Consider the following 25801-nt stretch of genomic DNA (forward strand, 5'->3'; position numbering starts at 1 on the left):
TATAAGGTTCTTGAATGTTAATAGGAGGCCATTCAATTTGTATTAATTTGTAACGAGTGTTTTACGTTCGAGTCCATAGTAATATAGTCGTTCTGCATCAATATATGGAATTGAATCGATAGTCAAGTAGCCATCTTTAATATCACCGATCATTCCTTGATTAACACCAGTTTTCAAATAAATGTCGTAACTGCCTTCATCAGAAAAAACAACTTCTTCAATTACTTTTCTCATCAGTATCACTTCCCATTACTTATTCCTTACAATTCTTATCATACACCCTTTTAAAAATTTTTAAAGTCTTTTGTGATACTTTTCACAAATAGTTCACTTTTTTGAAAATGAAAGCTATTGAAGGAATTTATGTATGTGGAATATAAAAGGATTTATATTTCACTTAAGTCGATATACTTGCCTAGGGGGCTATAAAGTAGTTCTTAGATAGATATTCACTTGCTTAAGTTATTTCGCTTTCCTGCGGGAAAGGCTCAAGCCTGTAGTCTTGAGACACTTTCTTTTCCGCTAGGAGTCTTATAACTTCGCTACGTTATCTATCTTAGAACTACTCACAATGCGCTAAAGCACTTAGGTTCAGGTAATTATACTTTTATGTTATCCCTCTTAACTATGATGTATATTCTATGGTTTAACATTAAATATTTTAAATTGAATACACTCGGCATTAAAGACTTTCTCTATTAAATCCTCTACACTTTCAAATTCATCATGGTTTTCATATGGATCAATAATATAAAACTTAGGTGTTTTACTATTTAATCCTATAATTCTGAATATCAAATATTTTTGAGGGTTCTCATACATGGCATATATTTCATTTAATGATAGGTAAAAAGGTTCATCCTCTTTTTTAGATTTAGTGGCTTTAATTTCAATATATTTTTCAACTGGACTATCTAAATTTTGAGGATCAAAAGCAGTCATGTCATATCCATATCCGTGCAGTTCACCCATAGATGTATCAATTGTATTAATAAATTGTTCTTGTAAATTTTTATCAGATATATTTTTTTCAATTAAATTCATAAAATATTGATAAGCTAATTTTTCTCCAATTTGTCCCGTTATTTTGTTTTCTTTATGGGCTTTTTCAATGTCGTCATCAGTTTGTTTTTTAGTAGAGGTCTTATATTTTTTTGCATATGTGGAAGCTTTGGGCTTATCTATTTGAGACATTTGAATATTTTTATTTTCATTAATACTTTCATTAAGTTCTTTAGTCTCTATTATTGTAACTATTTCATTAATATTTAATAATAAAGCGTTATATTCATTTATATTAATTTTATTTACTAATCCGTTAAGTAATTTAATCATTTCTTTGTAGTCTGAAATCATCATATCCTCGGTATACACTTCAGTCTCAAAATCATAATACTTATAAATAATTGAACCGTGAGCATATCCACTTGGCAAATCCGATTTATCATATTTACTATCCTTATTATTTGAATAATAAAATCTACCTACTTCAAAGTTATTATCATCCAGATATGACGCTAAATACTTGGAAAGGGCAAGTGCTTTTTCTTTAGCTTTTTTCACACCAAAAGTTTTTTCTTTAATTTCGCTCCAACCTTGATTTAAAGAGAGATATACCCCTTTGCCTTCGGGGTGAAATAAATAAACAATGTAGTAACCTTTTTAAGTGCTTTTAGTTATATTAGTGTTAAAGGTAGTAACCCATGGAACCATACTATAATTTCCCTTTCCAACACTTCCAGTAGTTAAAAGGTCTTTATTATTAGATAAATTTTCTAGCTGTTTGGGCAATAATTCTTCAATAATTGATGAATACTTGTCACTTAGGTCCCAATCTTTATTCGTTCTGACATCCTCACTATTTTTCATTTTTATCAAATTCAAAACATTTTTTATATCTTTTATCATCTTGAATCCCTCTAATCATTATGTATATTACATATATTATTATATATTCAAAATAATAAAAGACACCATAGTGCAATTTAAAATCTGACTAATTACACTATGGTGATCGTTAATTTTATTCTTCTACAATATATCTATATATATCATCTCTAATTGATGTCTTCATAGTAAAATTCATTGTTACTACTCTATCACCAATATCTCGAATTTCTTCTTTAGCTGTTCCTTGGATGTATTCTGCTTCTCCTAAATAATAATGAAGTCTTCCTTCAGCATCACTTTTCTTTACAAAAATATAAACTTTTTTATTTTTCTCTTTATGGTTAATAATATCTTGTATTTCATTACTTTTTAATGATGCATTTGCTCTTGAAACCCAAGCTAATTCATCTTGACTTATAAAATGATCTTCATATTTAATATTATCTTCTATATCTTCAGATTTTTTATATGTAATAAATACTGGAATATGATCATCTAACACTCTATAACCATAAATGTTATTACTCATATTTTTTTCATCATTTCTCCAGTTTACTAATTTTAGAAAATCTAATCTCGAATATTGATTATAAAGGATTAAGTCATTCCCTGAATTTTGAAACTTCTCATTATAATATTTAGCTAAACTAATTAAATCGTCTACATATAATTGATATTGCATATCTGCCAAATGTTTTTTAAATGAAGCGCTCAAACTATATTTATTTCCATTCTTAGTTATAATTGGACTACCATATCTCGCATGTTCTGCTTGACCAAAATATTCTAATGTTAATATTTTTAAAGAAGTGTTAATATCCTCATTATTAAGATAATTCAATTCATCATATATTTCTTCACCTATTTGACCTTTATTGATTATATATTCAAGTACTAAATAATCCGAATTTTTTAATCCAGGTGATATTTCTCTTGATAAGAAACATAGATTTTTTGTTGCATCATCTGAGAGTTCCATTTGCGTATATTTATATTTCTTTAAAAATTCATGATAACTGCTAAATTTAGATAAAATAACCTGAGGGTCAATCGAATTTTGTTCAATATAGTCCATAAGCATTGGTGTATGACCTATTCGTTCTTCAACAGTTTTATATGCATCAATAATAATTTTTACACTATTTAATTTAGCATTATCTATAGAATCATAGATTTTTTTCTTAGCGATTTCTTCAAAATTAATCGTAGATATACCTTCTATTTTATTAGGGTTACTTAAAAACTCACGATATGCATTTTTATTTTGAGATTGATTGTCTGACAAAGCTATTGGAATAAGATAGTTATTTTTATAGTTACCTATAAAATCTATGATTGTAACATATTCTTTTTCAGAACTTTTTCTCAATCCTCTACCTAACTGTTGAATAAATATAATACTAGATTGTGTACCTCTTAACATTAAAATTTGATTCACTTCTGGAATGTCTATACCTTCATTGAATAAATTGACTGTAACGATATAATTAATTTCACCATTAATTAGTTCATTTGTTACTTTCATTCTTTTATTAGGGCTATCACTACCAATCAGTGACTTACTTGGAATATTTCTAGCTGTCAGCATTTCTGCTATTTCAATAGCTTCTTCTTTTCTACTAACGAATATTAACCCTCTTAATGTATCACCTGAAAAAACGTAATAGTTTGCTTTTTCAACTATGTGACTAACCCTTTCTTCAGAAGTTAAATCTTTTAAATCAGTAAAATCATCACTTTCTATGCCATTATGTACATAATCGGTAACTCCATAATAATGAAATGGACAAAGTATTTTGCTTTCCAAGGCTTTAGGTAATCGAATTTCATATGCAATATTATTATCAAATAATTTGAATATATTTCCATCATCTGTTCTCTCCGGAGTTGCTGTCATACCTAACATAAAATCAGGATTAAAATAATTAAAAATAATTTGATATGTTTTAGCATCAGTACGATGCGCTTCATCAAAAACTATATAATCGAATGCGTCTTTTTTAAAGTTTTTGTAATTATCATTTCTACTTAAAGATTGAATAGTTGCAAAAACATATTTTGCTTCTTGTTCTTTATGAGTACCTGTATATAAACCAAACTCTTGCGGATTTTCATGGGGAAATACTTTTATAAATTCTTGGCGAGCTTTCTTTAAAATACTCTCATTATGAACAATAAATAAAAATTTAGTAGGCTTATAATTCCTTACATCCAATGCACATAAAATAGTTTTACCAGTTCCAGTAGCCGATATAACTAACCCTTTATGTTCACCTGATTCTCTTAATTGTCTTAGAGACATCAAAGCTTCTTCTTGCATGATGTTTGGTTTTATTTCATTGGTTTTATTAAATTTGTTTAATAATGTGTTTTGCTCACTATTGATTTCAAATAAATTTTTATAGAGTTTCGGACTAAATGATAATTCATAGTCTTCAATCCATTTCTCATCTAAAGGTATACTGTTATCCCATAATTCTTCAAATTGATACCTTACATTATGTATTAAATCGCCATTTTTATGAGTTGACAACAAAACATTATGTTCATAATTTACTTTCATTGCAGTTGATGTCAGGTTAGAGCTCCCAATGATCATAGAAGAATAATTATCATGGTCAAATATATATCCTTTCGCATGAAAACCCTCAATGTCTGTTAAGCGTACTTCAACATTGTTTAGTTTCAATAATTCTTTATACATTTTAGGGGTATTAAATCCTAAATAATTCGAAGTAATTAACTTTCCTGAAATTCCTTTTTTATTTAAATCATAGAGTGCTGATTTAATACTTGCTAACCCACTTTCAGTAATAAACGCTACTGATATATAAAATGTATTACATTTGTTTAACTCATTTAAAATAGTTGTTAATACGTTTTGATTTTTATTATTTATTAATATTTTGGGATTCAAATTACCTTCGTGAACAACGTTTTTATCTATAAAACCTTTATTCAATGACTGCTTTAAACTATCTACTATATTATTAGCCATTATTCTTCACCAGTTGAAATCATTTCTACTGCTGGAATATCTGCTGGTGCCCATTGAAGTGTTTTTAATTCACCAGCATGTAACCACTTGATTTCTTTGTGTTCCGTTAGCGTAGGCATTTGATTATTTAATGTACACTTAAAAGTAGTTAATCTTACAATGCCAAATTCGTATTCGTGTTCAGTTGTAGTCACTTTGTCACCGACAACTAAATCACACTTCATCTCTTCCTGTATTTCTCTGATTAAAGCTTCTTTTTCAGATTCTTCAGGCTCAATTTTGCCACCTGGAAATTCCCACATTAATGGTAATGACATGTTTTCACTACGTTGTGCACATAAGATTTTCCCTTCTGAATAAATTATAGCGCCAACAACATTTATAACCTTTTTCATAGAAAAGACCCACACCTTTTTATTTTATTAATTATAATTTTATCAAAACTTACATTTTCATCAATCCTCTTATCTAAAAGTATGTATAAGTTTTTTAAAACTTAAATTGAACATATTTAGTTAGAATTTTAAAGCAAATTTGCATTTTAAGAAATCCACCAATTATTGATACTTTCTGTCCATCTTTTGATAACGGGCGCCATTATGTTTGCAGTATAATTAACTCACATTAGATCGATCTGATGCATGAGGGGGATAATAAGCTCTCAACTGATAAAATTCGTTAGAGGCGCATCTTAACTGGAGAGTAAGGTGGGTCTCTTTCTTTTTCAATAAATTTTAAATGAAGTAAAAAGATTGATATTTTTAGCTAAAGATTTGATATTACGACAGGTATTCTATCTGAATAATATATTGTACAATTTAAGTGTATTAGATATACATCTAATACATAGAGTTTTTGAGGAGGTTGGGAAGTATAACCATTACATATTATATTTCCCAAAAAGCTCATCTTAGCGGAAACTGAGATGAGTGGAATTTATACTTCTTGATATATGTTCATAATGCTCGTGACATGTCAGTCAACTCAACATGAATCAAACAGCCAAGATTACGTAATCCAAAGAAGAACCCATAATTCTTTACCATATGTCAGGTGTATTATGAACTATATTTTTAGGAAATAAGCTATTACAAAATTTTTAATTAATACTTACTCTCTGATGCTTTAACTAAGTATTAATTAAGTCGAAATGTCTCTAAAGAAGTATAGGTGCGATGTTTTTTACATCAAAGATGAACCCCATAAACATTTAAGCTGATCACTTAAGTGCTTATGGGGTCTTCTTTTGTATCATTATATTAAAATCCTAATTCTTTTATAAACTTAATGAGTTCATCTTTCATCTTTGGATCTTTAAGTGCATATTCAATCGTTGTTTTAACGAAGCCTAATTTTTCTCCAACATCGTAACGATCGCCATCAAAGTCGTATGCATAAACTGGAATATCACTATTCATACGTTCAATCGCATCAGTGAGCTGAATTTCATTTCCAGCGCCTTCTTTTTGTGTTTCAAGATAGTCAAATATTTCAGGTGTTAAGATGTAACGTCCCATGATGGCTAGATTTGAAGGCGCTGTACCTTGTTTCGGTTTCTCAACAAATTGTTTTACCTCGTAACGACGGCCTTCTTTTTCTAATGGATCAATAATACCATATCTATGAGTAACGCTCTCTGGTACTTCTTGAACACCAATGACTGAATGACCTGTTTCTTCGTAAACGTTCATCAATTGTTTGATAGCTGGTGTCTCTGATTCAACAATGTCATCACCTAATAAGACTGCAAATGGTTCATTTCCAATAAATTGACGTGCTGTATGAATCGCATGTCCTAATCCCTTCTGTTCCTTTTGTCGAACGTAGAAGATGTTTGCTAAGTCTGTAGAATATTGTACTTTCTCAAGTAGGTCATCTTTTCCTTTTTCTTCAAGAACCATTTCTAATTCTTTTTGATTATCAAAATGATCTTCAATTGCGCGTTTATGTTTACCAGTTACGATGATAATATCTTCAATTCCTGCACGAGAAGCCTCTTCCACTATGTATTGAATTGTAGGTTTGTCTAGAATAGGAAGCATTTCTTTAGGCATCGCTTTAGTAGCTGGTAAGAATCGCGTCCCTAAACCAGCAGCAGGTATGATTGCTTTTTTTATCTGTTTCAAACTCAAGTAACTCCTTTGCACATTCTGTCTTTTATATCATTTGTTAGTTTATCACTCTTTTTATTTCTTTCCTAGTGATAGCTTGTGATAACCAATTGTTTGAAGTTTGCGTTTAAGTTCTATTCAATTTCAACTTAAAAACACATGATCGATTATTTTTAAAATACTTACGATAAAGTGTGACCCGAATACCCCAAACATCATATATATATTGAACTCAGTAAATTTACTTTGAACGACTTTGATTTGTGTATGCTTATCAAATAATGGTGGATTGCTATAATGCATCAATAATTGTGCAATGTTATATTTTGCTTTTTTTAATATACTCGTTACATAAAAAGCATAGATTAAACCGATGAATGATACGATTAAAATAACGTATTCACTATATTGAAAATCAATGATGAAAATCATACCCCAAATTAGTGCGATGATTAAAAGATCTAATTTATCTATCATTTTAAATTTATCTATTTCTTTTTCTACATCATCAATTCTAGAGTTTTGTAACAAATCTAAATCAATATCTCTCACATTTATCTTTTTAACTTTTGACATTCAAATACCCTCAGTAAATTTTTATTTCATAGAATAATATATCATTTAACAGATAATATATTAATCATAAATTACTTTCTTATTGCAATCTAGACTTGTCATATCAGTGTTAATAAAAAAAGCCACTCGTTGGAGTGGCTTTACATTTTGCATTCAACATTAACCCTATACAAACAAGCTAATAAATAATATAAAGATGATACCTGATACTGAGATGATTGTCTCAAGTAGTGACCAAGTTAGGAATGTTTCTTTGACGGTTAAGCCGAAGTATTCTTTAAACATCCAGAATCCTGCATCATTTACGTGAGATAGGATCACGCTTCCGGCTCCTATTGCAAGTACAACGAGTGCGACATTAACGTCAGAATGTTGTAATAATGGTAAAACGATACCTGTTGTAGAGATTGCAGCTACTGTAGCTGAACCTAATGCAATACGTAATACTGCTGCTACTATCCAAGCAAGTAAGATAGGTGACATTGTAGAACCTTCGAACATTTTTGCGATTGTATCACCCACGCCACCATCAATTAATACTTGCTTGAATGTGCCACCACCGCCAATGATTAAGATCATCATGCCAATTGGATAGATGGCATTTGTAACTGACTTCATAATGTCGTCCATCTTTCTGCCACGGTTCAAGCCCATTGAGAAAATAGCGAAGATAACTGAAATTAACATTGCAGTACCAGCCGTACCTATGAAGTAAACAATTTGTTCAAATAAATTTTTAGCTTCTTCATGGCCAGTGATTAATTGAACGATAGTTGAAATTAACATTAAGATCACTGGCAATATTGCTGTAAATAAACTTAATCCAAAACCTGGCATTTCAGATTCTTTAAATTCTTTTTGAGAACCCAATGCTGATATATCACCTTCACGAGTGTATGCTGAAGGGATAATTTTTTGTGCAATTTTATTAAATACAGGTCCAGCAATAATCGTCACTGGAATTGCAATGATGATTCCAAATAGTAATACTTCTCCCACATTCGCTTTTAGTTCTTTAGCGATAACGACTGGTCCAGGGTGGGGTGGTAAGAAACCATGTGTTACTGATAAAGCTGTCACCATTGGTAAACCTAATTTAAGTGGTGATACTTTTGCACGTTTAGCAATCGTAAACACTAACGGAATTAATAAGACTAAACCTACTTCGAAGAATAATGCGATACCCACGATAAATGCTGCAATCAACATTGCCCATTGCACGTGTTTAGGTCCAAATTTAGCAATCAATGTGTCGGCAATTCGATTCGCACCGCCACCATCTGCAAGTAATTTACCAAGCATTGCCCCTAACCCAAAGATTAATGCAATGTGGCCAAGCGTACTTCCCATTCCCGCTTCTATAGTTTCCATTATTTTATTTAATGGCATACCTAGTAGTATAGCAGTCACGACAGAAGTGACGTTTAATGAAATAAATGTGTTCAATTTCAAGAATATAATTAATGATAATAGTAATAAAATCCCGATAACAACACTGATAAGTGGCCAAATATCTCCAAACATAGTAAATCCTCCCAATGTTTTCTTTTTTTAATTAATTAATTTACTCCATGTGCTTACGTTGAAAATCTGCAATTTCTGCATAACGTTCTTCTAATGAGCGACTTAAATTAATGAAGATTGAAACTAACTGTTGATACACTTGAACGGTTTCTGAATCAGGTTGATGTGCATTCGTTGTCCCGACCATTTCTTCAATAATTGAGAAGTCATCAATTTCCCCTAATGCTTTCAAACCTAGTACACAAGCGCCTAAACAAGAACTTTCATAGCTTTCAGGCACGATAAGGTCTGTGTCGAAGATATCTGCCATCATTTGACGCCAGACTTCACTCTTAGCAAATCCTCCTGTTGCTTTAATTGTACTTGGTGTTTCGTTCATTACTTCTATAAGTGCAAGATAAACTGTATAGAGATTATAGAGTACACCTTCTAAAGCAGCACGAATCATATGTTCCTTTTGATGCGAGAGTGTAAGACCGAAGAATGAACCACGTGCATCAGCGTTCCATAATGGTGCACGTTCACCTGCAAGGTACGGATGGAAGATGAGACCCTCTGCACCTGGCTTAACCCGACTTGCGATTTTAGTCAGTACATCATATGGATCAACGCCTAAACGTTTGGCAGTTTCAACTTCACTTGCAAGGAGTTCATCTCTTAACCATCTCAGAACAACTCCACCGTTGTTTACTGGTCCTCCAATGACATAATGTTCTTCGTCTAGTACGTAACAGAAGATACGTCCTTTATAATCGGTGCGAGGTTTATTAATGACTGTTCGAATCGCGCCAGATGTACCGATTGTGACAGCGACTTCGCCTTTTTTATAACTATTCACTCCTAAGTTAGAGAGAACACCATCACTTGCACCTACAATAATAGGTGTATTCTCATCAATGCCCATTAAAGTTGCATAGCGTTTCTTTATACCTTTAAGAATATGTGTCGTAGGTACCAGTTGTGGTAGTTGTGCTTCAGTAATACCCAACAATTCAAGTGCCTCTTTATCCCAGTCAAGTTCTTTAAGATTGAACATGCCAGTAGCTGACGCCATTGAGTAATCGATGACATATTTTTCAAATAGTTGATAGAATATGTAAGTTTTTATATCTGCGAACATGGCAGTTTGTTTATAAATATCTGATTGTTCATGCTTCATCCAGAATATCTTAGATAGTGGTGACATCGGATGAATTGGTGTTCCTGTGCGTTGGTATATATCTGAGCCATGATGTTCTTTATTAATTAGTTCAGCGTATTTACTCGCGCGATTGTCTGCCCATGTAATACTTTCAGTCAAACGATGATGTTGTGTATCGAGTGCAATCAGACTATGCATTTGTGCACTAAATGAAATTAGTTTGATGTCTTCTTTTTTTATATTTGCTTCTCTGACAACATATTTCACAGTCATTAGTACTGCATCAAACAATTCGTCAGGGTTCTCTTCAGAAACATCTACATTGGGTGTATGTAAGGGGTAGCCAATGTTGTGTTTCATGATGAATTGTCCATTTTCATCGTATAATACTGATTTCGTACTTGTTGTCCCTATGTCAACACCAATCATGTATTTCATATTATTCCTTCTTTCTTCTATTTATCTTAGCCAGAAACTTTCAATGTCTTCGCCAACATCATCGAAATTTAAGTGGAAAGCTTCTCTTAATTTTGTAGAGTCATATTGTTCTACCGCTTCAATAAACCCCTCATGGTTACTATGAATGCGTTCAAAATCCGCTTTATCCTGCTCCATGCGATGTCTCATAGATAGTAATACGAGTGTTTCAATTACAGGTTTCAAATGATTCCAGAATGTTTGTAAATATTGATGATTGGATGCGTTAATCATGGCTTCATGAAATTGAATGTCATGTTGTGTAAATGCTTCAGCATCTTCGAATTTAACTGCTACTTTCATCATTTCAAGGTGCTTACGCATCTCTTTAGTTATAGGTGCTCTATCAATGTGTTTGATCTTAGAGAAGGCAAATGACTCTAACATTAAACGTAAATCATAGAGTTCTTTCTTCTCTTGATCACCAAACTGTAATACCTTAGCGCCCATGCGTTCTAATTGAATAAGTTGATCTGTCTGTAATAATTTGAATGCATCTCTAACAGGGGAACGACTAACATCAAATTGTTTTGCGACTTGATTCTCAGTAAGTAGCGTATCTACTTCGATTTCCCCACTCACAATTTGCAATCGTATTTCTGCTGCGACACCTTCTCCTTTAGACATGCCACCAAGCCATTGTTCTGGATAACCTTCTTTCACATCTTTCACTCCTATTGACTCAATTACAACTTGTATACAAGTATATTAATATATAAGTTACGTTTTTGCAAACGCTTTCTTTTTATAAATTTAAAAAACCCGGCCACAGATGGACCGGGAAAACCATGATTAAAATTCTATTTCTTCTCATCTGAAACTTCGATGCAGTAATGTGGTTCGTGACACTTAGGGCATTCTAATTTACGTGTTTGCATAGTATGTCGTGCCAAGATGAACTGTTTCAATGATGGCTTAAACGTATGTTGGCAATTGGGACACAGATATGAAATATTTTTATAATAATATGTTGTTAATCCAACGGCATAGGTTACTAAGACAGGCACTATCGCAATAAATGGTTTACTCGAACTTCTTATTAAACTTGTGATTAACCCTGTGTATTGAATAATGCCAATGATACCTGCGCTAATCAATACTTTACTTTTAAACGATTTCAATGTAGTCGATTGTTTCATTGCTTTATCTATGTCAGATAAATGATTTATTGGAGCGCTTGAGTGATTTGAAATATATTGGTCAACGTTGTTCAAATGTTTTAGTGCTTTTGTTTGATCATGTATGCTTGTCTCTAATTCTTTCTTATGAAGTTGCAACATTGCTTTAAGCGTCTTCATATCGCTATCTTCGTAAAGTAGCGTTTTAATTTCATCCAATGTACAACCAAATTGCTTCAACAAAACTATCAACTGTAGTTGCTGTATATGATCATCATTGTAATATCTACGATTTGATTCTGATGCACGTTCAGCTGTCAATAAGCCTTTACGATCATAATATTGTAGTGTTCGAACTGTAACTCCTAAATGATTGGCAAGCTCTCCAACTGTATAATGTGACATAGTGTCCACCTCCTACATTGAATCTACCTCATGACGCTACGTCACGAGCAAGACATTTTTACATATAGTTTAAAGTAAGTCTGAAGGATGTCTTATTTGTCTTCTATCCAATCTTTAATATGATCTACGATGCCTACCGTACCATTTGGTAATTGTTCAAGGACAGAAGGAAAGTCCATATGGCCGATACCTGGATAGACGATTTCTTTCGTTTCTCCTCCATAGCGTTTATACTGCTCCATTGTCGCTTGTGAATCAGTATACGGAATGATTTCATCATCTTTGCCAGAGATAAATAGTAACTTAGGAAATTGTTCAATTTCTTCTATATCTGGAAGATAATCAGCTTTTATCGTATATATTAAATCTGTAATGATAGTTTTAATTGGGGCGACAAATGATAAGATATCTAGTCCGTTTTCTTTTCGTGCGTAGACCGTCTTTTTTAATATATATTGTGGCAAATTTTTAATTGCGGTAATTTCATCTTTAAAGTGATCACGTTTACTATCTGTCGAGAACAAACGTGCTAGCATACTTGTGTTTGGCGTAATTTTAGCTGCGCTGCTTAAATAAACAAGGTGCGATATGGGCAATGTATTATATTTCAACAAACGTGTACCAATCATACCACCCATCGAGTAACCAATGACCATGACCTTTTCAAGATGTTGTGACGAAACAATTTGTTCCAAAACGTCTTCAATTCGTTCAGAGTAATCATCTAATGTGTGATTATTGCGATCGATACTTGAGCTTTTGCCACGACTTGGACAGTTAATAAAGATCATCTTATATTCTCTAAAGTACGGTTCAAACATCGTCATAATGCGATAGGTCATGATTGCCCCATGTAAAAAGACAATTGCCCTGTTTGAAGTTTGATTCCCGGCAAATGCTACTTCGACTTGTTCGTTATGATAATTTTTCAATTGATAAATTTGTGTTTTGAAATGTTTTCTGTTCATAATCAACCTCAAAAATTGCTATATTACTAAATTATTATTTTATCACAAAATTATCAAAACTGAGTCAAATTAAAAAAGTATAACTTATAGAATTGTTGCAAGTTACGTACAATTCATCAAGTTATACTCTAAACTAATCGCTTAGTTATTATCTGAAATCGCAGAATGTATCGATTGCATTTTAGATTCTACATCTGCAATTTCAAGTGCACAGTCTTTTAACATATCGCTATAATCATCCGTACTCGCATTATTTTTATAGCGAATTTTATGTTCTAAACTTGCCCACATATCCATGCCAATGGTTCTAATTTGAATCTCCACGGGAAGCTTTTCAACTTTATTTGATAAGAATACTGGGATAGACACAACAATATGTAAGCTACGATAACCGTTGTCTTTTGGATTTTTAATATAGTCTTTACGTTTAAGAAGTTTGACATCCTCTTGTTTTAATAGCATCTTTTCAATGACATAAATATCTTCTAAATAGTTACAAACAACGCGAATACCTGCAATATCTAATATATGTTCACGAGCACTTTCTGCACTAATATCTAGTTGTTTGCGGTGCAACTTTTTAATTAAGCTGTTCATCTCTTTCACACGGCGTTCCATATGGTGAATAGGGTTGTGTTTATAAACGTGATTAAAGTTGTCATCTAGAATATCTAATTTTGTACTGATTTCTTTTAAGGCTGAGGAGTATAAGTGGTCCAGTTCTACGAAGCCAATAAGTCTATCGAAGGCTTCGTCTCCATCTTTAAAATGATGTAAGTTATCTTTAAATTCACTTCGTAATTCTTCTATATACAATGATGGTTTTCTTTCTACATACATAGTATTTCCTCCTTAATCATCACTGTATATTATAGCGAATTGCAAAATGAACTAAAAATAATACTCTTTGATTTCACATTATTTTTAACAATTAAATTTATAATTAAAAATGCAAACCTTTATATTGAACAATGCGTCCAGACATAAAGGTTTGCAACTATTAATTATGATGTTTCATTCTTATTATGTTCGATGACTTTAGTACCACGATTATCAGCGATGTCTTGTGCGCGTTTAGTGGCGTCTGCTTTCTTCTCAAACGTATCAGACGCTTGTTTCGCACCTTCTGTTTTCACTTTCCATTCATCATCTTCGAAATAGACATGTACATTTTCGTCATTTAGTTTTGGGTTTGCGGATTGATCTTTTTGGTGTTGGGTAATGTGTTTATGTTTTAATTCATCTAGCTCATCTTTCGTCGCATCTTTATACCAATCTTTAGCTTGCTGTGTAGCAATCGGTATAACATCGCCTTCTTTATAACCATCTTTTAACATAGCATTACCAATATCAATTGCTTTCTTACGTTCTAATTCATCGAAGTTCTTCCACGTATTCGGATAATCATCCATCGTCCAAGGCATCCTATCAAACTCCTTTTTAACTTGATAGTTTGCTTTACCACTATCGTTCCGAGTGAAACTTGTTTATCGGACTATGCTTTAATCGCCACACCATTTTCAACATCGTCTATATCTTTACGCGTATGCACGCAATTGTTTTGAAGTCTCATTAATGCCGATTTAATGTAATTATATTGAGGTAAATCGGAAAGTTCATTAATTTCAAGTCGGCTTTGAAGTTCGAAATGTTTCGCTAAATTTTCAAAAGTAACTAGGTATTCCCCCATTTGCTGATCTGAAATACGTTGACGTTGATGATCTTGCATCGCACGCATTAACATAAAGTTAATTTCTTCTAAGGCAAATATACTTGGATAATAATAACGAATCACTTCTTGATTAGAGAACAATTCACCACTTGCTGAATTGTTGATTTGAGTCATGTTACTCATTTTCACTGAAAGTGCTAAACTTTCATCTCTTTCACGTAAATCATCTTGGTAGTGATTCTCTGAGAATAAATATTGGAAGATGACCGCTTCCTTACGAACCACTTCTGCAATCGTTCGTGGCAACATGGCAGACGCTGTTTGACGGTTAATAAGAAGAATTCCGACAACTGCGATTGCTATACCGATCAATACATCAAAGATACGTGTGTAGGCAATTGAAATTGAAAGGTTATCTGATGCTAAACCATTTAATAATATAACTTGGATCGTGATAAATATAACTGCGAACGCATAGTTTGAACCTACAAATGTTTCAGTGACCATTGCTGCAATACCCATTATGATAACGGCAATGATTAAGTGTGGATTGAAATACAATATAGCTGATAAGACAAGTGTTCCTAAGATAGTACCTAGTCCACGAGCAACAGAACGGTCTAACATACGTCGAGTTGTCATGCCTAATAAGACTGTATGTGCTGTTAATGGTATCCAGTAAGATTTTTGGATATTAAAGGCTAACGAAATAAATATTGCTACTGCCATAATGACGGCATAAATTAATGTATTTCGAAATACAATTGAATCTAATGTTAAATTATGAATGATACGTTGACTATATAACGGTTTACGAACACTTGCTTCATGTTCAATTTGACTAGAATCTAAGTTTGTAATTTCATCGATTTTCAAGATATATTGTAATAAATCATCAAACGCTTCATCTACATGAACTTCTTTTGTCCACTTTTCACGAGAGGCTGTTGTTCGATATGCATTACGTATCGCAACATCCATCATTTCAACTAATTCGTCTGGTATAGGGCGAATACCTTTTTCATGCAGTTCCAATAACTCTGAATATAACCCCTGTGCTGATGTGTGGAGTAATAACAGTCTTTGGAAACGCGGACTCAATTTCTGGTTCACTCCAGCCGTTGCAGTGATTAACAATTCATCTGAATTTTTGAACTGTGTTACCGCTGTTTTTGCACTTTCTTTAAATTTATCGACATCATTATAATTGTGCATTAATTCTTTAATCATGTTAAAGTCCGAATTAATCGCTCTATTTTCGATTTTTTGTTTTTGGAAAAGTATTGTCAAGATGACTACTAATGTAGCAATCGCACCACCAACAAGAATTGCTAAACCACGGTATAACGCTTCATTTGGTGCTATTGGCAAGTTACTTGGTAAACAAAACGTTACAAGAAAGAATGTTGAAGATGGTCCTGCAATCTTCAATGCACTGAAGATGTAATATGGGATGACTGTAACTAATAATAATGTTACGCCATATAATATCGGCTCAGTAACCGTAAGTGTGCCCAGTATCATACATACTGCAAATGACAATGAGCATAAGATAACAGTTCTAATCATTGAGCGAGGTGAACTCTTGAACACATAAATATGTGCCAATGTCCCAGTCGATACAAGCAATCCTAATGCGAAATTGCCTAGGAAATAACCTAATAGTGCTGGGATAATTAATAACAAGCCTTGTCTGACACCCTTCATCGGGTCAACTTTACTTGTGTCAAATGTGATAAGTGATTTTAAAACATTTCCCAATGTTATCTTTCCTTTCTATAAAACATACATATTCAATGATAACACTTTTTATTAAGTTATATGATGACCATTGTCTAATTTACAAAAAGGTAGGATTGAAATCATATCTGTGACATAGATTTCAAATCCTACCTTAGTAATGTATATTATTATGCAAATTTCTTTAATTATTTGGCTTCCGCAACATCGATGACTGGTTTTTCTGTAATATATTTGCCGATATTTTCGCTAAACACTTTAAAATGATCTGAATGGTTATGTGCTTCAACCGCATCTTGATCTTTATAGTTCTCTACGACTACGAATGTATTACGTTCAGTTACATCTTCATAGTGGCTATAAAATGTATTTCCTTCCTCTTCACGTGCATGTTTAACTAAGTTCGTCATTAAATCTAAATATGCTTCACGATGTTCTTCACTTACTTTAAGTTTGGCATTAATAATAATCATACATTTCACCCTCAATTTTGTGATTAATTTAATATTATCTTACCATTTTCACTCATACATAAAACACTAATGTGACTTTAAGCTTTAATCACATTTTAATATAATTCGTCAAAATAGACATTTAGTGAATCTATGTTCCAAAGCACTTAGCAAGTAATGTAATTAAATAAGCCAGTAAATGAATTAATTAAAACCCACTTACTGGCTAGATTCTAGGAATGATGTCCTAGCTTCTATGAAATTATTTTAATTCACGACTTTCATCTTTAATCAGTGGTTTGTCTGGTGATACAAACAACCATAAAATTGCTGCGATGACTGCTGGAATAATTAATAATTGGAAAGTCATTGTCCAACCAAGTGATGCAACCAACGCACCAGCTAAGAACGGACTTAATAATGCACCAATGTTACCCCATAAGTTCATCCAACCAGATACTGTACCGGCAAAGTTTCTACCAATGTCATTCGCTGCTGCCCAGCTCATACCCATTGATACACCCATACCACCTAAACCAAGTGATAACCAGAAAATCGTTACGTATAAATTCTCAGTATGTACTGCAAAGAAAATTGAAACTGCGAACACGATGAAACCAACAATGGCAATTAAACCTCTTGAAACGAATCTTGATTGTCCGCTACGTAAAATTTTATCTGAAATCGCACCAGCAGATAAAATTAAAATAAACATGATAAACCAAGGTAATGAACTAATTGTCATGTCTTTAAATTCAACATGATATTGCTCAGTTAAATAAGTTGGTAACCAAATTAAGAATAATGAAATAACGAATTGTACTACAAAGTATTGACCTGCAATCGCATAGAAACTTACACGACGGAAGAATTGATTCCAAGGTGGTAGTGATTTACTTGTTTGAACAAGGTCACGATTCTCCATAATGAAATGTTTCTCAGCGTCATTAACCATACGGTGTTGCTCTGGTAAGTCTTTCGCAATGATTCCCCATAATATTGCAATTAAAATACCTACAGCACCGAAGATGTAAAATACAGCTTGCCAATTAAATGCATTTACAATAGCAATAGTAATCACAGGCGCTAATACAGGTCCAAAATAAGAACCAGCGAGTAACATACTAGATGCTCTACCTTTCTCATCTTTAGAGAACCAGTTTGCATTAAACACAGCGTTTGATGGATACATTGGCGCTTCACCAATACCGAATAAGAAACGCACTAAATATAATAAACCGTGATGTTTAATCATACCTGTAAAGATAGTGAAAGCACTCCACCATACTAAAGCGATTGTAATCATCTTACGAGGTCCAAATTTCTCAGCTAACATACCAGAAGGTACTTGCATTAACGCGTAACCTAATGAGAAGAATGAAGCTAACAGACCAAATTGTTGCTTTGTCATATGTAAATCTTCCATCATTTGTGGGGCAATATATGAGATGTTAGATCTATCCATGTAGGCAATAACACCTATGATAAAAAATGCTAATGCGAAAAACCAACGAACACTACTTTTCTTTTGTCTTTGTACCATATCCTCTTTTTCCTACTTCCTTTAATTTGTTGATTCTAAATATGTTGTCTAATATAATCACGAGACTCCCTATTTGTAAAAATAACTCCCTTAAAACCCTTACCATCATAAGGTTTCAGCATTTATTTTTAATAATATTACCAGTTTTTGAAATCGTTTTCAACATCTTGTTTAAAAGTTCTTTTATTAAATTGTACATCGTTGGTTACTTTATTCACTAAATTCGTATTTACGCTTTGCAATCTCAATATTCATTAAAATTTGAACTCCATTTAAAAAAATTGTAGAATGAACTTGAAATGAAACGCGACTTATTATTATTTAAAATTAAATAGATAATTTATCCACTGGAAGTGCCTTTGTTTAAGGCTGAGAGTAAAGAAAGAACTTTATAATTCCTGGAACCTGATCCAGTTTGTACTGGCGTAGGAAAGTGGCTTACACATATCGTTACATAGAGACTAACGCTATTTCATACGAAGGAGATAGCGTTTTTTCATTTATTAGGGGTGATAGACATCTTTATTGCGATAACAACTTATAAACATTTAACAGAAGCAGACTTACAACATTTCATTGAAATTAGTAAAGGCATCGATGGTTTACTCTTTCGTACGCCTATGTCTAATGATGATTTATTTTCCTTTTTAAAAAAATTAATTGCTGCTGGCTTTCCAAGAAACAAAATTATTATCCATAGCGATGTTAATTTATTAGAATCCTTAAAACTTAAACGCTTGCACTGTCGCGAAATGGACACATTAGCGTTCGATTATAAAGCACAACATCCTGATGTTGAAGTAAGCATGTCGACGCACACTATTAACTCGGTGAAACAAGCTTATCAACATCAATTAGATTATGTCTTTTATGGTCATATATTTACCACGGCTTCTAAGCCAAATCAGCAGCCTAGATCAATGACTGAAATCAAAGCCGTGTTACAAGTTCCGATTCCAGTCTATGCCATAGGAGGTATAACTGAAGATACGATACAACGGCTTCCAAATGGCTTTGCAGGAATTTGTGCAATTTCTTATTTTATGAACGCATCTTTACAACAAATTCAACATCTACGAAAGGAGTGGTTGAAAGATGCATGACGTACTTATTGTTGGTTCTGGTGTTATCGGAATGTCCATTGCGAGACACCTCAGTCATACGCAACTCGACATTGCAATTGTCGACCGTGATATACCTGGTAAACATGCTTCATATAAAGCTGGAGGCATGTTAGGTGCACAAAATGAATTTACAGAAGACAGCGACTTATTTCGTCTCGCTCTAGAGTCACGTGAATGTTTTCCTGAATTATGCGAAACACTCCAAGATGAAACTGGAATAGATATTCAATATCAAGCATCAGGATTGATTAAAATCGCAAATCAAATTGAAGATGTGGAGCATTTGCGCTCACAATTTCGATTCTTACATGCCTTAGATAACAATGTAATTGAACTATCAGACGATGAATTAGCAGATTTAACTAGTGGTAGTGTGGTTGCATCTGAAATGGCAATCTACATTCCAAATGATGGACAAATCAATGCAAATCATTATACGAAAGCACTGTTTAAATCCTTACAACAGCGTCGTATTTCACGCTACTTCAATACAAATGTAACAGATATTATTCGTCAGAATGGTTACTATCAAATCGTTTCATCTCAAGGTGATTTATATGCGAAGAAAGTCATTGTCGCAGGTGGTGCGTGGTCATCTCAATTGTTAAAACAATATCAATTGCCTCGTGAGGTTGTCGGCGTTAAAGGTGAAGTGCTTCTTATGGAACATGACGATTTAAACTTACAGCAAACGGTATTTATGACAAATGGATGCTATATAGTTCCGAAAGCGCCTAATCGCTACTTAATTGGTGCTACTAGCGAATTTGATAATTATTCTGTGGGTAATACGGAACAAGGCGTCTCATGGTTAAAACACTATGCGACAGAACGTATACCTGAACTTGCAAACGCACGTATCATGAAGCAGTGGTCTGGCGTACGTCCATATACGGACGGTGAATTACCAATTATGGACCGAGTTGACGATGGATTATATGTCATTACCGGTCATTATCGTAACGGTATTTTATTGTCCCCTGTTATTGGTCGTGACATTGCAAACTGGCTATTAACTGGAGTCAAACCAACTCGCTATGAATCTTTCAATGTCTCAAGGAGGTTAAATCATGAAATGCATTATTAATGGGGATGCATTCACGTTCGACACTGAGCAATCCATTCATCAAGTGCTCATCTCTCTAGAATTAGACCCAGAACGTGTCATTGTTGAACATAATAAAACATTAATTAAACAAGAAGATTATCATCAACACACGGTACGTGAAGATGATCAATTAGAATTATTAGAATTTGTTGGAGGCGGATAAAATGTTTAAAATTGGAAATTTAGAATTACAATCTCGTTTATTACTAGGTACAGGAAAGTTTGAAAATGAAGACATACAAACAGAAGCGATTAAAGCTTCAGAAACAAATGTACTTACTTTCGCAGTAAGACGTATGAATTTGTATGACAAGAATTTACCTAATCCACTCGCAAACATTAATTTAAAAGACTTTATAACTTTTCCAAATACTGCTGGCGCAAAAACTGCTGAAGAAGCCATTCGTATTGCAGAAATCGCTAAACATGCAGGTGTATGTGACATGATTAAAGTTGAGGTTATCGGTGATGATGAAACATTATTACCTGATCCATTTGAAACATATGAAGCTTGTAAAGTATTGCTAGAGCGTGGCTATATTGTATGTCCATATATTTCTAATGACGTTGTTTTAGCTAAACGTTTAGAAGATTTAGGTGTGCATGCCGTTATGCCATTAGCATCTCCAATCGGAACTGGTCGCGGCATAAACAACCAACTTAATTTAAGTTACATTATTAAAAACTCAAATGTGCCAGTTATCGTTGATGCTGGTATTGGTTCTCCGAAAGATGCATGTCATGCGATGGAATTAGGAGCTGACGGTATTCTACTCAATACAGCTGTATCAGGTGCGAAAGATCCTGTGAAGATGGCAGAAGCAATGAAATTAGGTATTCATGCTGGTCGCTTGTCTTATGAAGCTGGACGAATCCCAGTAAAATATACTGCCCAAGCATCAAGCCCAACTGAAGGTTTAGGATTCTTATAATGCAACGTTACAATCGTCAAATGAGATTTTCTCCTTTTGGTGAACAAGGACAGCATGCCCTTTCTAATGCACAGCTACTTATTCTAGGTGCCGGCGCATTAGGTAGTCATGTTGCCGAGCTACTTGCTCGTATGGGGGCACATCACATCACAATTGTTGATATGGATATTGTTGAAACGTCTAATCTACATCGACAAGCGCTTTATACTGAAGATTACGCTCTAAATATGGTACCAAAAGTACACGCAATAAAAGAACATATTGCACGTATCAATCATCATGTAGACGTACAAACGTATTATCAAGAAATAACTTCAAACAATATTGAAGATATACTAGATGAAGTTAAACCAGATATCGTTATCGATGGGATGGATCATTTTAAAATTCGTTATCTCATCAATGAAGTGTGTCACAAACATCAAATTCCTTGGGTATATGGTGCTGCTGTCGGCAATAAAGGAACGGTTTATGGCATTGATTTCAAAGGACCATGTCTAAAATGCCTCTTAAAACAAATGCCATCAAGTGGCGAAAGTTGTGCGATTAATGGCGTACTACCAACTATTATTAATCAAGTTGCAAGTTATGAAGTTGCAGAAGTGCTTCGTTACCTATCTGGGGAAGGCTTTTCAAAAAAATTAATCACTATTGATACGTGGCATATCGATTATAAAGCGATGAACGTCGATATATTGAAAGATCACACGTGTGAGGTATGTGCGAATCAACACTACTCACTCTTAGAAACGAAACACCAGCAGCATATTGAAAGCTTATGTGGACGTACGTATCTCTTTAGATATCAATCAAGCATATTTGAACATGCACATCACCTTCCCGGTGAAATTGTGAAATCCACTTCTTTCGCAAAATTAATTAAAGATGACGATTATGAAATTACCTTATTTAAAGATGGACGTATGAATGTTTATGGCATCGAAGATGATGAAGAAGCATTTAAGTTGTATCATTCTTATTTAAAAGCTCTTAAATAAAAATACACATAGGTTTATACAAGCAATTCATAGTAAATTTTATTATAATAAATTTACTATGAATTTTTAATTTCACAAATAATGCTTTTAATAAAAGGAGTTCTTGAATATAAATGGAACAATTAATCACTGATTTTATAAGTAAGTGGGGTTATACAGCAATCTTTATTCTCATCTTATTAGAGAATGTTTTACCTGTTGTCCCATCTGAAATCATTCTTACCTTTGCTGGTTTAATGTCAGTTAAGTCGGGTTTATCAATACCAATTTTATTCCTTATATCAACAATCGCATCATTTATTGGATTATTAATCCTATATTATTTATGCCGTTTAATTAACGAAGAAAGTATTTATCGTTTTGTAGATAAACATGGTAAATGGTTTAAACTTAAGGGTAAAGATGTAAGGCGCGCAAATGACTGGTTTAAGCGTTATGGTGCATGGGCAGTATTATTATGTCGCTTCATTCCAGTATTACGTGTATTAATCACAATTCCTGCTGGTATCAATAAAATGAATGTCGTAACGTTCGCAGTATTATCATTACTAGGTACTACAATTTGGAACTTCGCCCTAATCTTATTAGGCCGTATGCTAAGTGGTAGTTTCGATGCCCTAATGGCTGGTTTACACACTTATTCATATATTATGTATGTCATTATTATTCTTGCAGTGCTTTACTTACTGTATAGAATATTCTTTAAAAATAGAAACCGAGTTAAATAACATTTAAAGCCTCAGAATCATTCGATGACTGAGGCTTTTATCTTATATATATTTAAACTTTAAGAATTAATTCTGACATTTTAAGCATCAGCATTGAAAAAGTGGTGCTTTTTAAAGATAATTAATGTAAGCGGTTTTATGACATATCTACCCATATGAATATCAATTCCAAACAGGAGTGAAATTAGATGACACAAACGACTGAAAGTGAATTACGAGAGAAATATTTAGATTTATTATCACAACAATTTGATAGTCCTGAGAAGTTAGCAACAGAAATTGTCAATTTAGAGTCTATTCTAGAATTACCAAAAGGTACTGAACACTTCGTCAGTGACCTTCATGGTGAATATGAATCGTTCCAACATGTATTGCGTAATGGATCAGGTAATGTTCGTTCAAAAATAAATGACCTTTATGCAAAGACATTATCCCAAAAAGAAATCGATGACTTAGCTGCCCTCGTCTATTACCCTGAAGAAAAATTAAAACTTGTGAAAAATAACTTCGATTCGAAGGGAAAATTAAATGTTTGGTATATTACTACAATTGAACAATTAATTGATTTAATTACTTATTGTTCATCAAAATATACACGCTCAAAATTACGTAAAGCGTTACCTAAAGAATATACATATATCGTTGAAGAGCTACTTTATAAGAATAATGAATTCAACAATAAAAAATCATATTATGAAACACTAGTAAATCAAATTATCGAGTTAGAACAATCTGACGACTTAATTATTGGTTTATCTTATAGTATCCAACGTCTAGTAGTTGATCATCTCCATGTAGTTGGTGATATTTACGACCGTGGTCCTCAACCAGATAAGATTATGGACACGTTAATCAATTATCACTCTGTTGATATTCAATGGGGAAACCACGATGTTTTATGGATAGGTGCATATGCTGGGTCTAAAGCATGCTTAGCCAACCTACTTCGTATATGTGCACGATACGATAATTTAGATATTATTGAAGATGCTTACGGAATTAATTTACGTCCGTTATTAACGCTTGCCGAAGAACATTATAGTGGCGATAATCCTGCATTTAAACCTAAGAAACGCCCTGATAAACCAGTCGGGCTATCTAAACTTGAAGAAAGCCAAATCACTAAGATTCATCAAGCCATTGCGATGATTCAATTCAAACTAGAAATCCCAATTATCAAACGTCGTCCTACCTTCGAAATGGAAGACCGTTTAGTCTTGGAAAAGGTCAACTATGATACGAATGAAATCACAATTTACGGTAAAACATATCCTTTAAAAGATACATGTTTCAGTACTGTGGACCCACAAGATCCTGGTAAATTATTACCTGAGGAAGAAGAAGTTATGAACAAACTGCTACTTTCTTTCCAGCAATCTGAGAAATTGAAACGTCACATGTCGTTCTTGATGAAGAAAGGGAAACTTTACCTTCCGTATAATGGCAATCTTCTTATTCATGGTTGTATCCCTGTTGATGAGAATGGAGAAATGGAATCATTCGAAATTGAAGGAGAACAACATAAAGGTCGTGACCTTTTAGACGTGTTTGAAAGACATGTACGCTATGCATACGACTACAAAGAAATCACTGATGATCTATCAACAGATTTAGTGTGGTATTTATGGACTGGTAAATATAGTTCACTTTTCGGAAAAAGAGCGATGACAACATTTGAACGTTACTTTATTGAAGATAAGGCTTCTCATAAAGAACCTAAGAATCCATATTATTATTTAAGAGAAGATGTTGATATGATTCGCAAAATGTTAAAAGACTTCGGTCTCAATCCAGATGAAGGTCGAATTATCAATGGTCATACACCCGTTAAAGAAATAAATGGTGAAGACCCTATTAAAGCAGATGGCAAGATGTTAGTTATCGATGGCGGATTCTCAAAAGCATATCAAAAAACGACAGGTATTGCGGGTTATACATTACTTTACAATTCATTTGGCATGCAATTAGTCGCACATCAACATTTTGACTCAAGAGATAAAGTACTATCAGACGGTGCAGATGAATTATCAGTACGTCGTGTTGTAGACGAAGAATTACAACGCAAAAAAATCAGAGATACCAATGACGGTAAAGTACTTCAAGAACAAATCCGCATCTTAAAATTATTAATGCATGATAGATACTTAAATTAATACAAATATTTATGACAACCTAAATAAACATACTAAGATTAGCTGTGAAGAAATCTATGACGATAAATTTTTTCACAGCTATTTTTTATAGTTGTAGAGAGAAGTAGACTGTAGGCTCCCTTGGATTTTAAATCCGTATTATA

Annotated in this window: 23 protein-coding genes, 1 pseudogene and 1 riboswitch; of the genes and pseudogenes, 7 read left to right on the plus strand and 17 right to left on the minus strand. The window is 33.2% G+C overall.

Annotated elements, in window-relative coordinates; translation table 11 throughout:
* Positions 1 to 42 precede the first annotated feature (42 nt).
* From SBL16_RS09435 to SBL16_RS09515, 17 genes and pseudogenes are all read right to left on the minus strand, one after another.
* On the minus strand, positions 43 to 234 hold the full coding sequence (locus SBL16_RS09435) for a hypothetical protein (RefSeq protein WP_011274908.1): 192 nt from the start codon (positions 232 to 234) through the stop codon (positions 43 to 45).
* A gap of 405 nt (positions 235 to 639) precedes the next feature.
* Positions 640 to 1335, minus strand: a complete 696-nt coding sequence (locus SBL16_RS09440) for a DUF3883 domain-containing protein (RefSeq protein WP_317953863.1) — start codon at positions 1333 to 1335, stop codon at positions 640 to 642.
* Positions 1321 to 1908: pseudogene (locus SBL16_RS09445) on the minus strand (MrcB family domain-containing protein); the annotation flags it as partial. The gene SBL16_RS09440 and the pseudogene SBL16_RS09445, both read right to left, overlap by 15 nt.
* A gap of 115 nt (positions 1909 to 2023) precedes the next feature.
* Positions 2024 to 4888, minus strand: a complete 2865-nt coding sequence (locus SBL16_RS09450) for a DUF3427 domain-containing protein (protein ID WP_142813476.1) — start codon at positions 4886 to 4888, stop codon at positions 2024 to 2026.
* Positions 4888 to 5283 carry a (deoxy)nucleoside triphosphate pyrophosphohydrolase gene (locus tag SBL16_RS09455; RefSeq protein WP_016930782.1) on the minus strand — a complete coding sequence of 132 codons (396 nt, stop codon included), beginning with the start codon at positions 5281 to 5283 and terminating at the stop codon, positions 4888 to 4890. Before SBL16_RS09455 ends, SBL16_RS09450 begins: the two co-directional genes overlap by 1 nt.
* A gap of 864 nt (positions 5284 to 6147) precedes the next feature.
* Positions 6148 to 7014, minus strand: coding sequence for a UTP--glucose-1-phosphate uridylyltransferase GalU (gene galU, locus SBL16_RS09460; protein WP_011274904.1), 867 nt, complete (start codon positions 7012 to 7014; stop codon positions 6148 to 6150).
* A gap of 129 nt (positions 7015 to 7143) precedes the next feature.
* Positions 7144 to 7575 carry a hypothetical protein gene (locus SBL16_RS09465; protein ID WP_223197202.1) on the minus strand — a complete coding sequence of 144 codons (432 nt, stop codon included), beginning with the start codon at positions 7573 to 7575 and terminating at the stop codon, positions 7144 to 7146.
* A 165-nt stretch (positions 7576 to 7740) separates the two neighbouring features.
* The gene (locus SBL16_RS09470; RefSeq protein ID WP_107611506.1) at positions 7741 to 9099 is read right to left on the minus strand and encodes a gluconate:H+ symporter; all 1359 of its coding nucleotides are present in this window, start codon (positions 9097 to 9099) and stop codon (positions 7741 to 7743) included.
* A gap of 40 nt (positions 9100 to 9139) precedes the next feature.
* Positions 9140 to 10678, minus strand: coding sequence for a gluconokinase (gene gntK / locus SBL16_RS09475; RefSeq protein WP_107611505.1), 1539 nt, complete (start codon positions 10676 to 10678; stop codon positions 9140 to 9142).
* Between the two features lie 21 nt (positions 10679 to 10699).
* The gene (locus tag SBL16_RS09480) at positions 10700 to 11380 is read right to left on the minus strand and encodes a GntR family transcriptional regulator (RefSeq protein WP_317953846.1); all 681 of its coding nucleotides are present in this window, start codon (positions 11378 to 11380) and stop codon (positions 10700 to 10702) included.
* Between the two features lie 137 nt (positions 11381 to 11517).
* A complete protein-coding gene (locus tag SBL16_RS09485; protein WP_107611504.1) occupies positions 11518 to 12240 on the minus strand; it encodes a MerR family transcriptional regulator in 723 nt (240 codons plus the stop codon).
* Between the two features lie 92 nt (positions 12241 to 12332).
* The gene (locus SBL16_RS09490) at positions 12333 to 13208 is read right to left on the minus strand and encodes an alpha/beta fold hydrolase (protein ID WP_107611503.1); all 876 of its coding nucleotides are present in this window, start codon (positions 13206 to 13208) and stop codon (positions 12333 to 12335) included.
* 141 nt (positions 13209 to 13349) lie between these two features.
* Positions 13350 to 14048, minus strand: coding sequence for a GTP pyrophosphokinase family protein (locus SBL16_RS09495; RefSeq protein WP_037538902.1), 699 nt, complete (start codon positions 14046 to 14048; stop codon positions 13350 to 13352).
* Between the two features lie 164 nt (positions 14049 to 14212).
* Positions 14213 to 14632 carry a DUF2188 domain-containing protein gene (locus SBL16_RS09500; protein ID WP_053016436.1) on the minus strand — a complete coding sequence of 140 codons (420 nt, stop codon included), beginning with the start codon at positions 14630 to 14632 and terminating at the stop codon, positions 14213 to 14215.
* A gap of 71 nt (positions 14633 to 14703) precedes the next feature.
* Positions 14704 to 16641 carry an FUSC family protein gene (locus SBL16_RS09505; protein WP_107611502.1) on the minus strand — a complete coding sequence of 646 codons (1938 nt, stop codon included), beginning with the start codon at positions 16639 to 16641 and terminating at the stop codon, positions 14704 to 14706.
* A gap of 167 nt (positions 16642 to 16808) precedes the next feature.
* Positions 16809 to 17093 carry a putative quinol monooxygenase gene (locus tag SBL16_RS09510; protein ID WP_037550272.1) on the minus strand — a complete coding sequence of 95 codons (285 nt, stop codon included), beginning with the start codon at positions 17091 to 17093 and terminating at the stop codon, positions 16809 to 16811.
* Between the two features lie 241 nt (positions 17094 to 17334).
* The gene (locus SBL16_RS09515) at positions 17335 to 18615 is read right to left on the minus strand and encodes an MFS transporter (protein ID WP_016930787.1); all 1281 of its coding nucleotides are present in this window, start codon (positions 18613 to 18615) and stop codon (positions 17335 to 17337) included.
* A 339-nt stretch (positions 18616 to 18954) separates the two neighbouring features.
* Positions 18955 to 19064: riboswitch (TPP riboswitch) on the plus strand.
* A gap of 63 nt (positions 19065 to 19127) precedes the next feature.
* Here SBL16_RS09515 and SBL16_RS09520 point away from each other — a divergent pair.
* The 7 genes from SBL16_RS09520 (at position 19128) to SBL16_RS09550 (ending at position 25658) form a co-directional block, all read left to right on the plus strand.
* Positions 19128 to 19718 carry a thiamine phosphate synthase gene (locus SBL16_RS09520; RefSeq protein WP_182703538.1) on the plus strand — a complete coding sequence of 197 codons (591 nt, stop codon included), beginning with the start codon at positions 19128 to 19130 and terminating at the stop codon, positions 19716 to 19718.
* Positions 19711 to 20826 (plus strand): glycine oxidase ThiO, encoded by a 1116-nt coding sequence (gene thiO / locus SBL16_RS09525; RefSeq protein WP_107611499.1) that lies wholly within the window; start codon positions 19711 to 19713, stop codon positions 20824 to 20826. Before SBL16_RS09520 ends, thiO begins: the two co-directional genes overlap by 8 nt.
* Positions 20810 to 21010 (plus strand): sulfur carrier protein ThiS, encoded by a 201-nt coding sequence (gene thiS / locus SBL16_RS09530; protein ID WP_037550281.1) that lies wholly within the window; start codon positions 20810 to 20812, stop codon positions 21008 to 21010. Before thiO ends, thiS begins: the two co-directional genes overlap by 17 nt.
* A 1-nt stretch (position 21011) precedes the next feature.
* Positions 21012 to 21779, plus strand: coding sequence for a thiazole synthase (locus tag SBL16_RS09535; RefSeq protein ID WP_037538909.1), 768 nt, complete (start codon positions 21012 to 21014; stop codon positions 21777 to 21779).
* Positions 21779 to 22777: a ThiF family adenylyltransferase gene (locus SBL16_RS09540; RefSeq protein WP_317953857.1), complete on the plus strand. Its 999-nt coding sequence runs from the start codon at positions 21779 to 21781 to the stop codon at positions 22775 to 22777. Before SBL16_RS09535 ends, SBL16_RS09540 begins: the two co-directional genes overlap by 1 nt.
* 113 nt (positions 22778 to 22890) lie before the next feature.
* A complete protein-coding gene (locus tag SBL16_RS09545; RefSeq protein WP_053016422.1) occupies positions 22891 to 23505 on the plus strand; it encodes a DedA family protein in 615 nt (204 codons plus the stop codon).
* Positions 23506 to 23693: 188 nt separating this feature from the next.
* Positions 23694 to 25658 (plus strand): fructose-1,6-bisphosphatase, encoded by a 1965-nt coding sequence (locus SBL16_RS09550; protein ID WP_317953860.1) that lies wholly within the window; start codon positions 23694 to 23696, stop codon positions 25656 to 25658.
* Positions 25659 to 25801 lie beyond the last annotated feature (143 nt).

It is taken from the genome of Staphylococcus sp. NWU MK-U1 (assembly GCF_033283505.1).
GTDB classification, from domain to species: domain Bacteria; phylum Bacillota; class Bacilli; order Staphylococcales; family Staphylococcaceae; genus Staphylococcus; species Staphylococcus haemolyticus.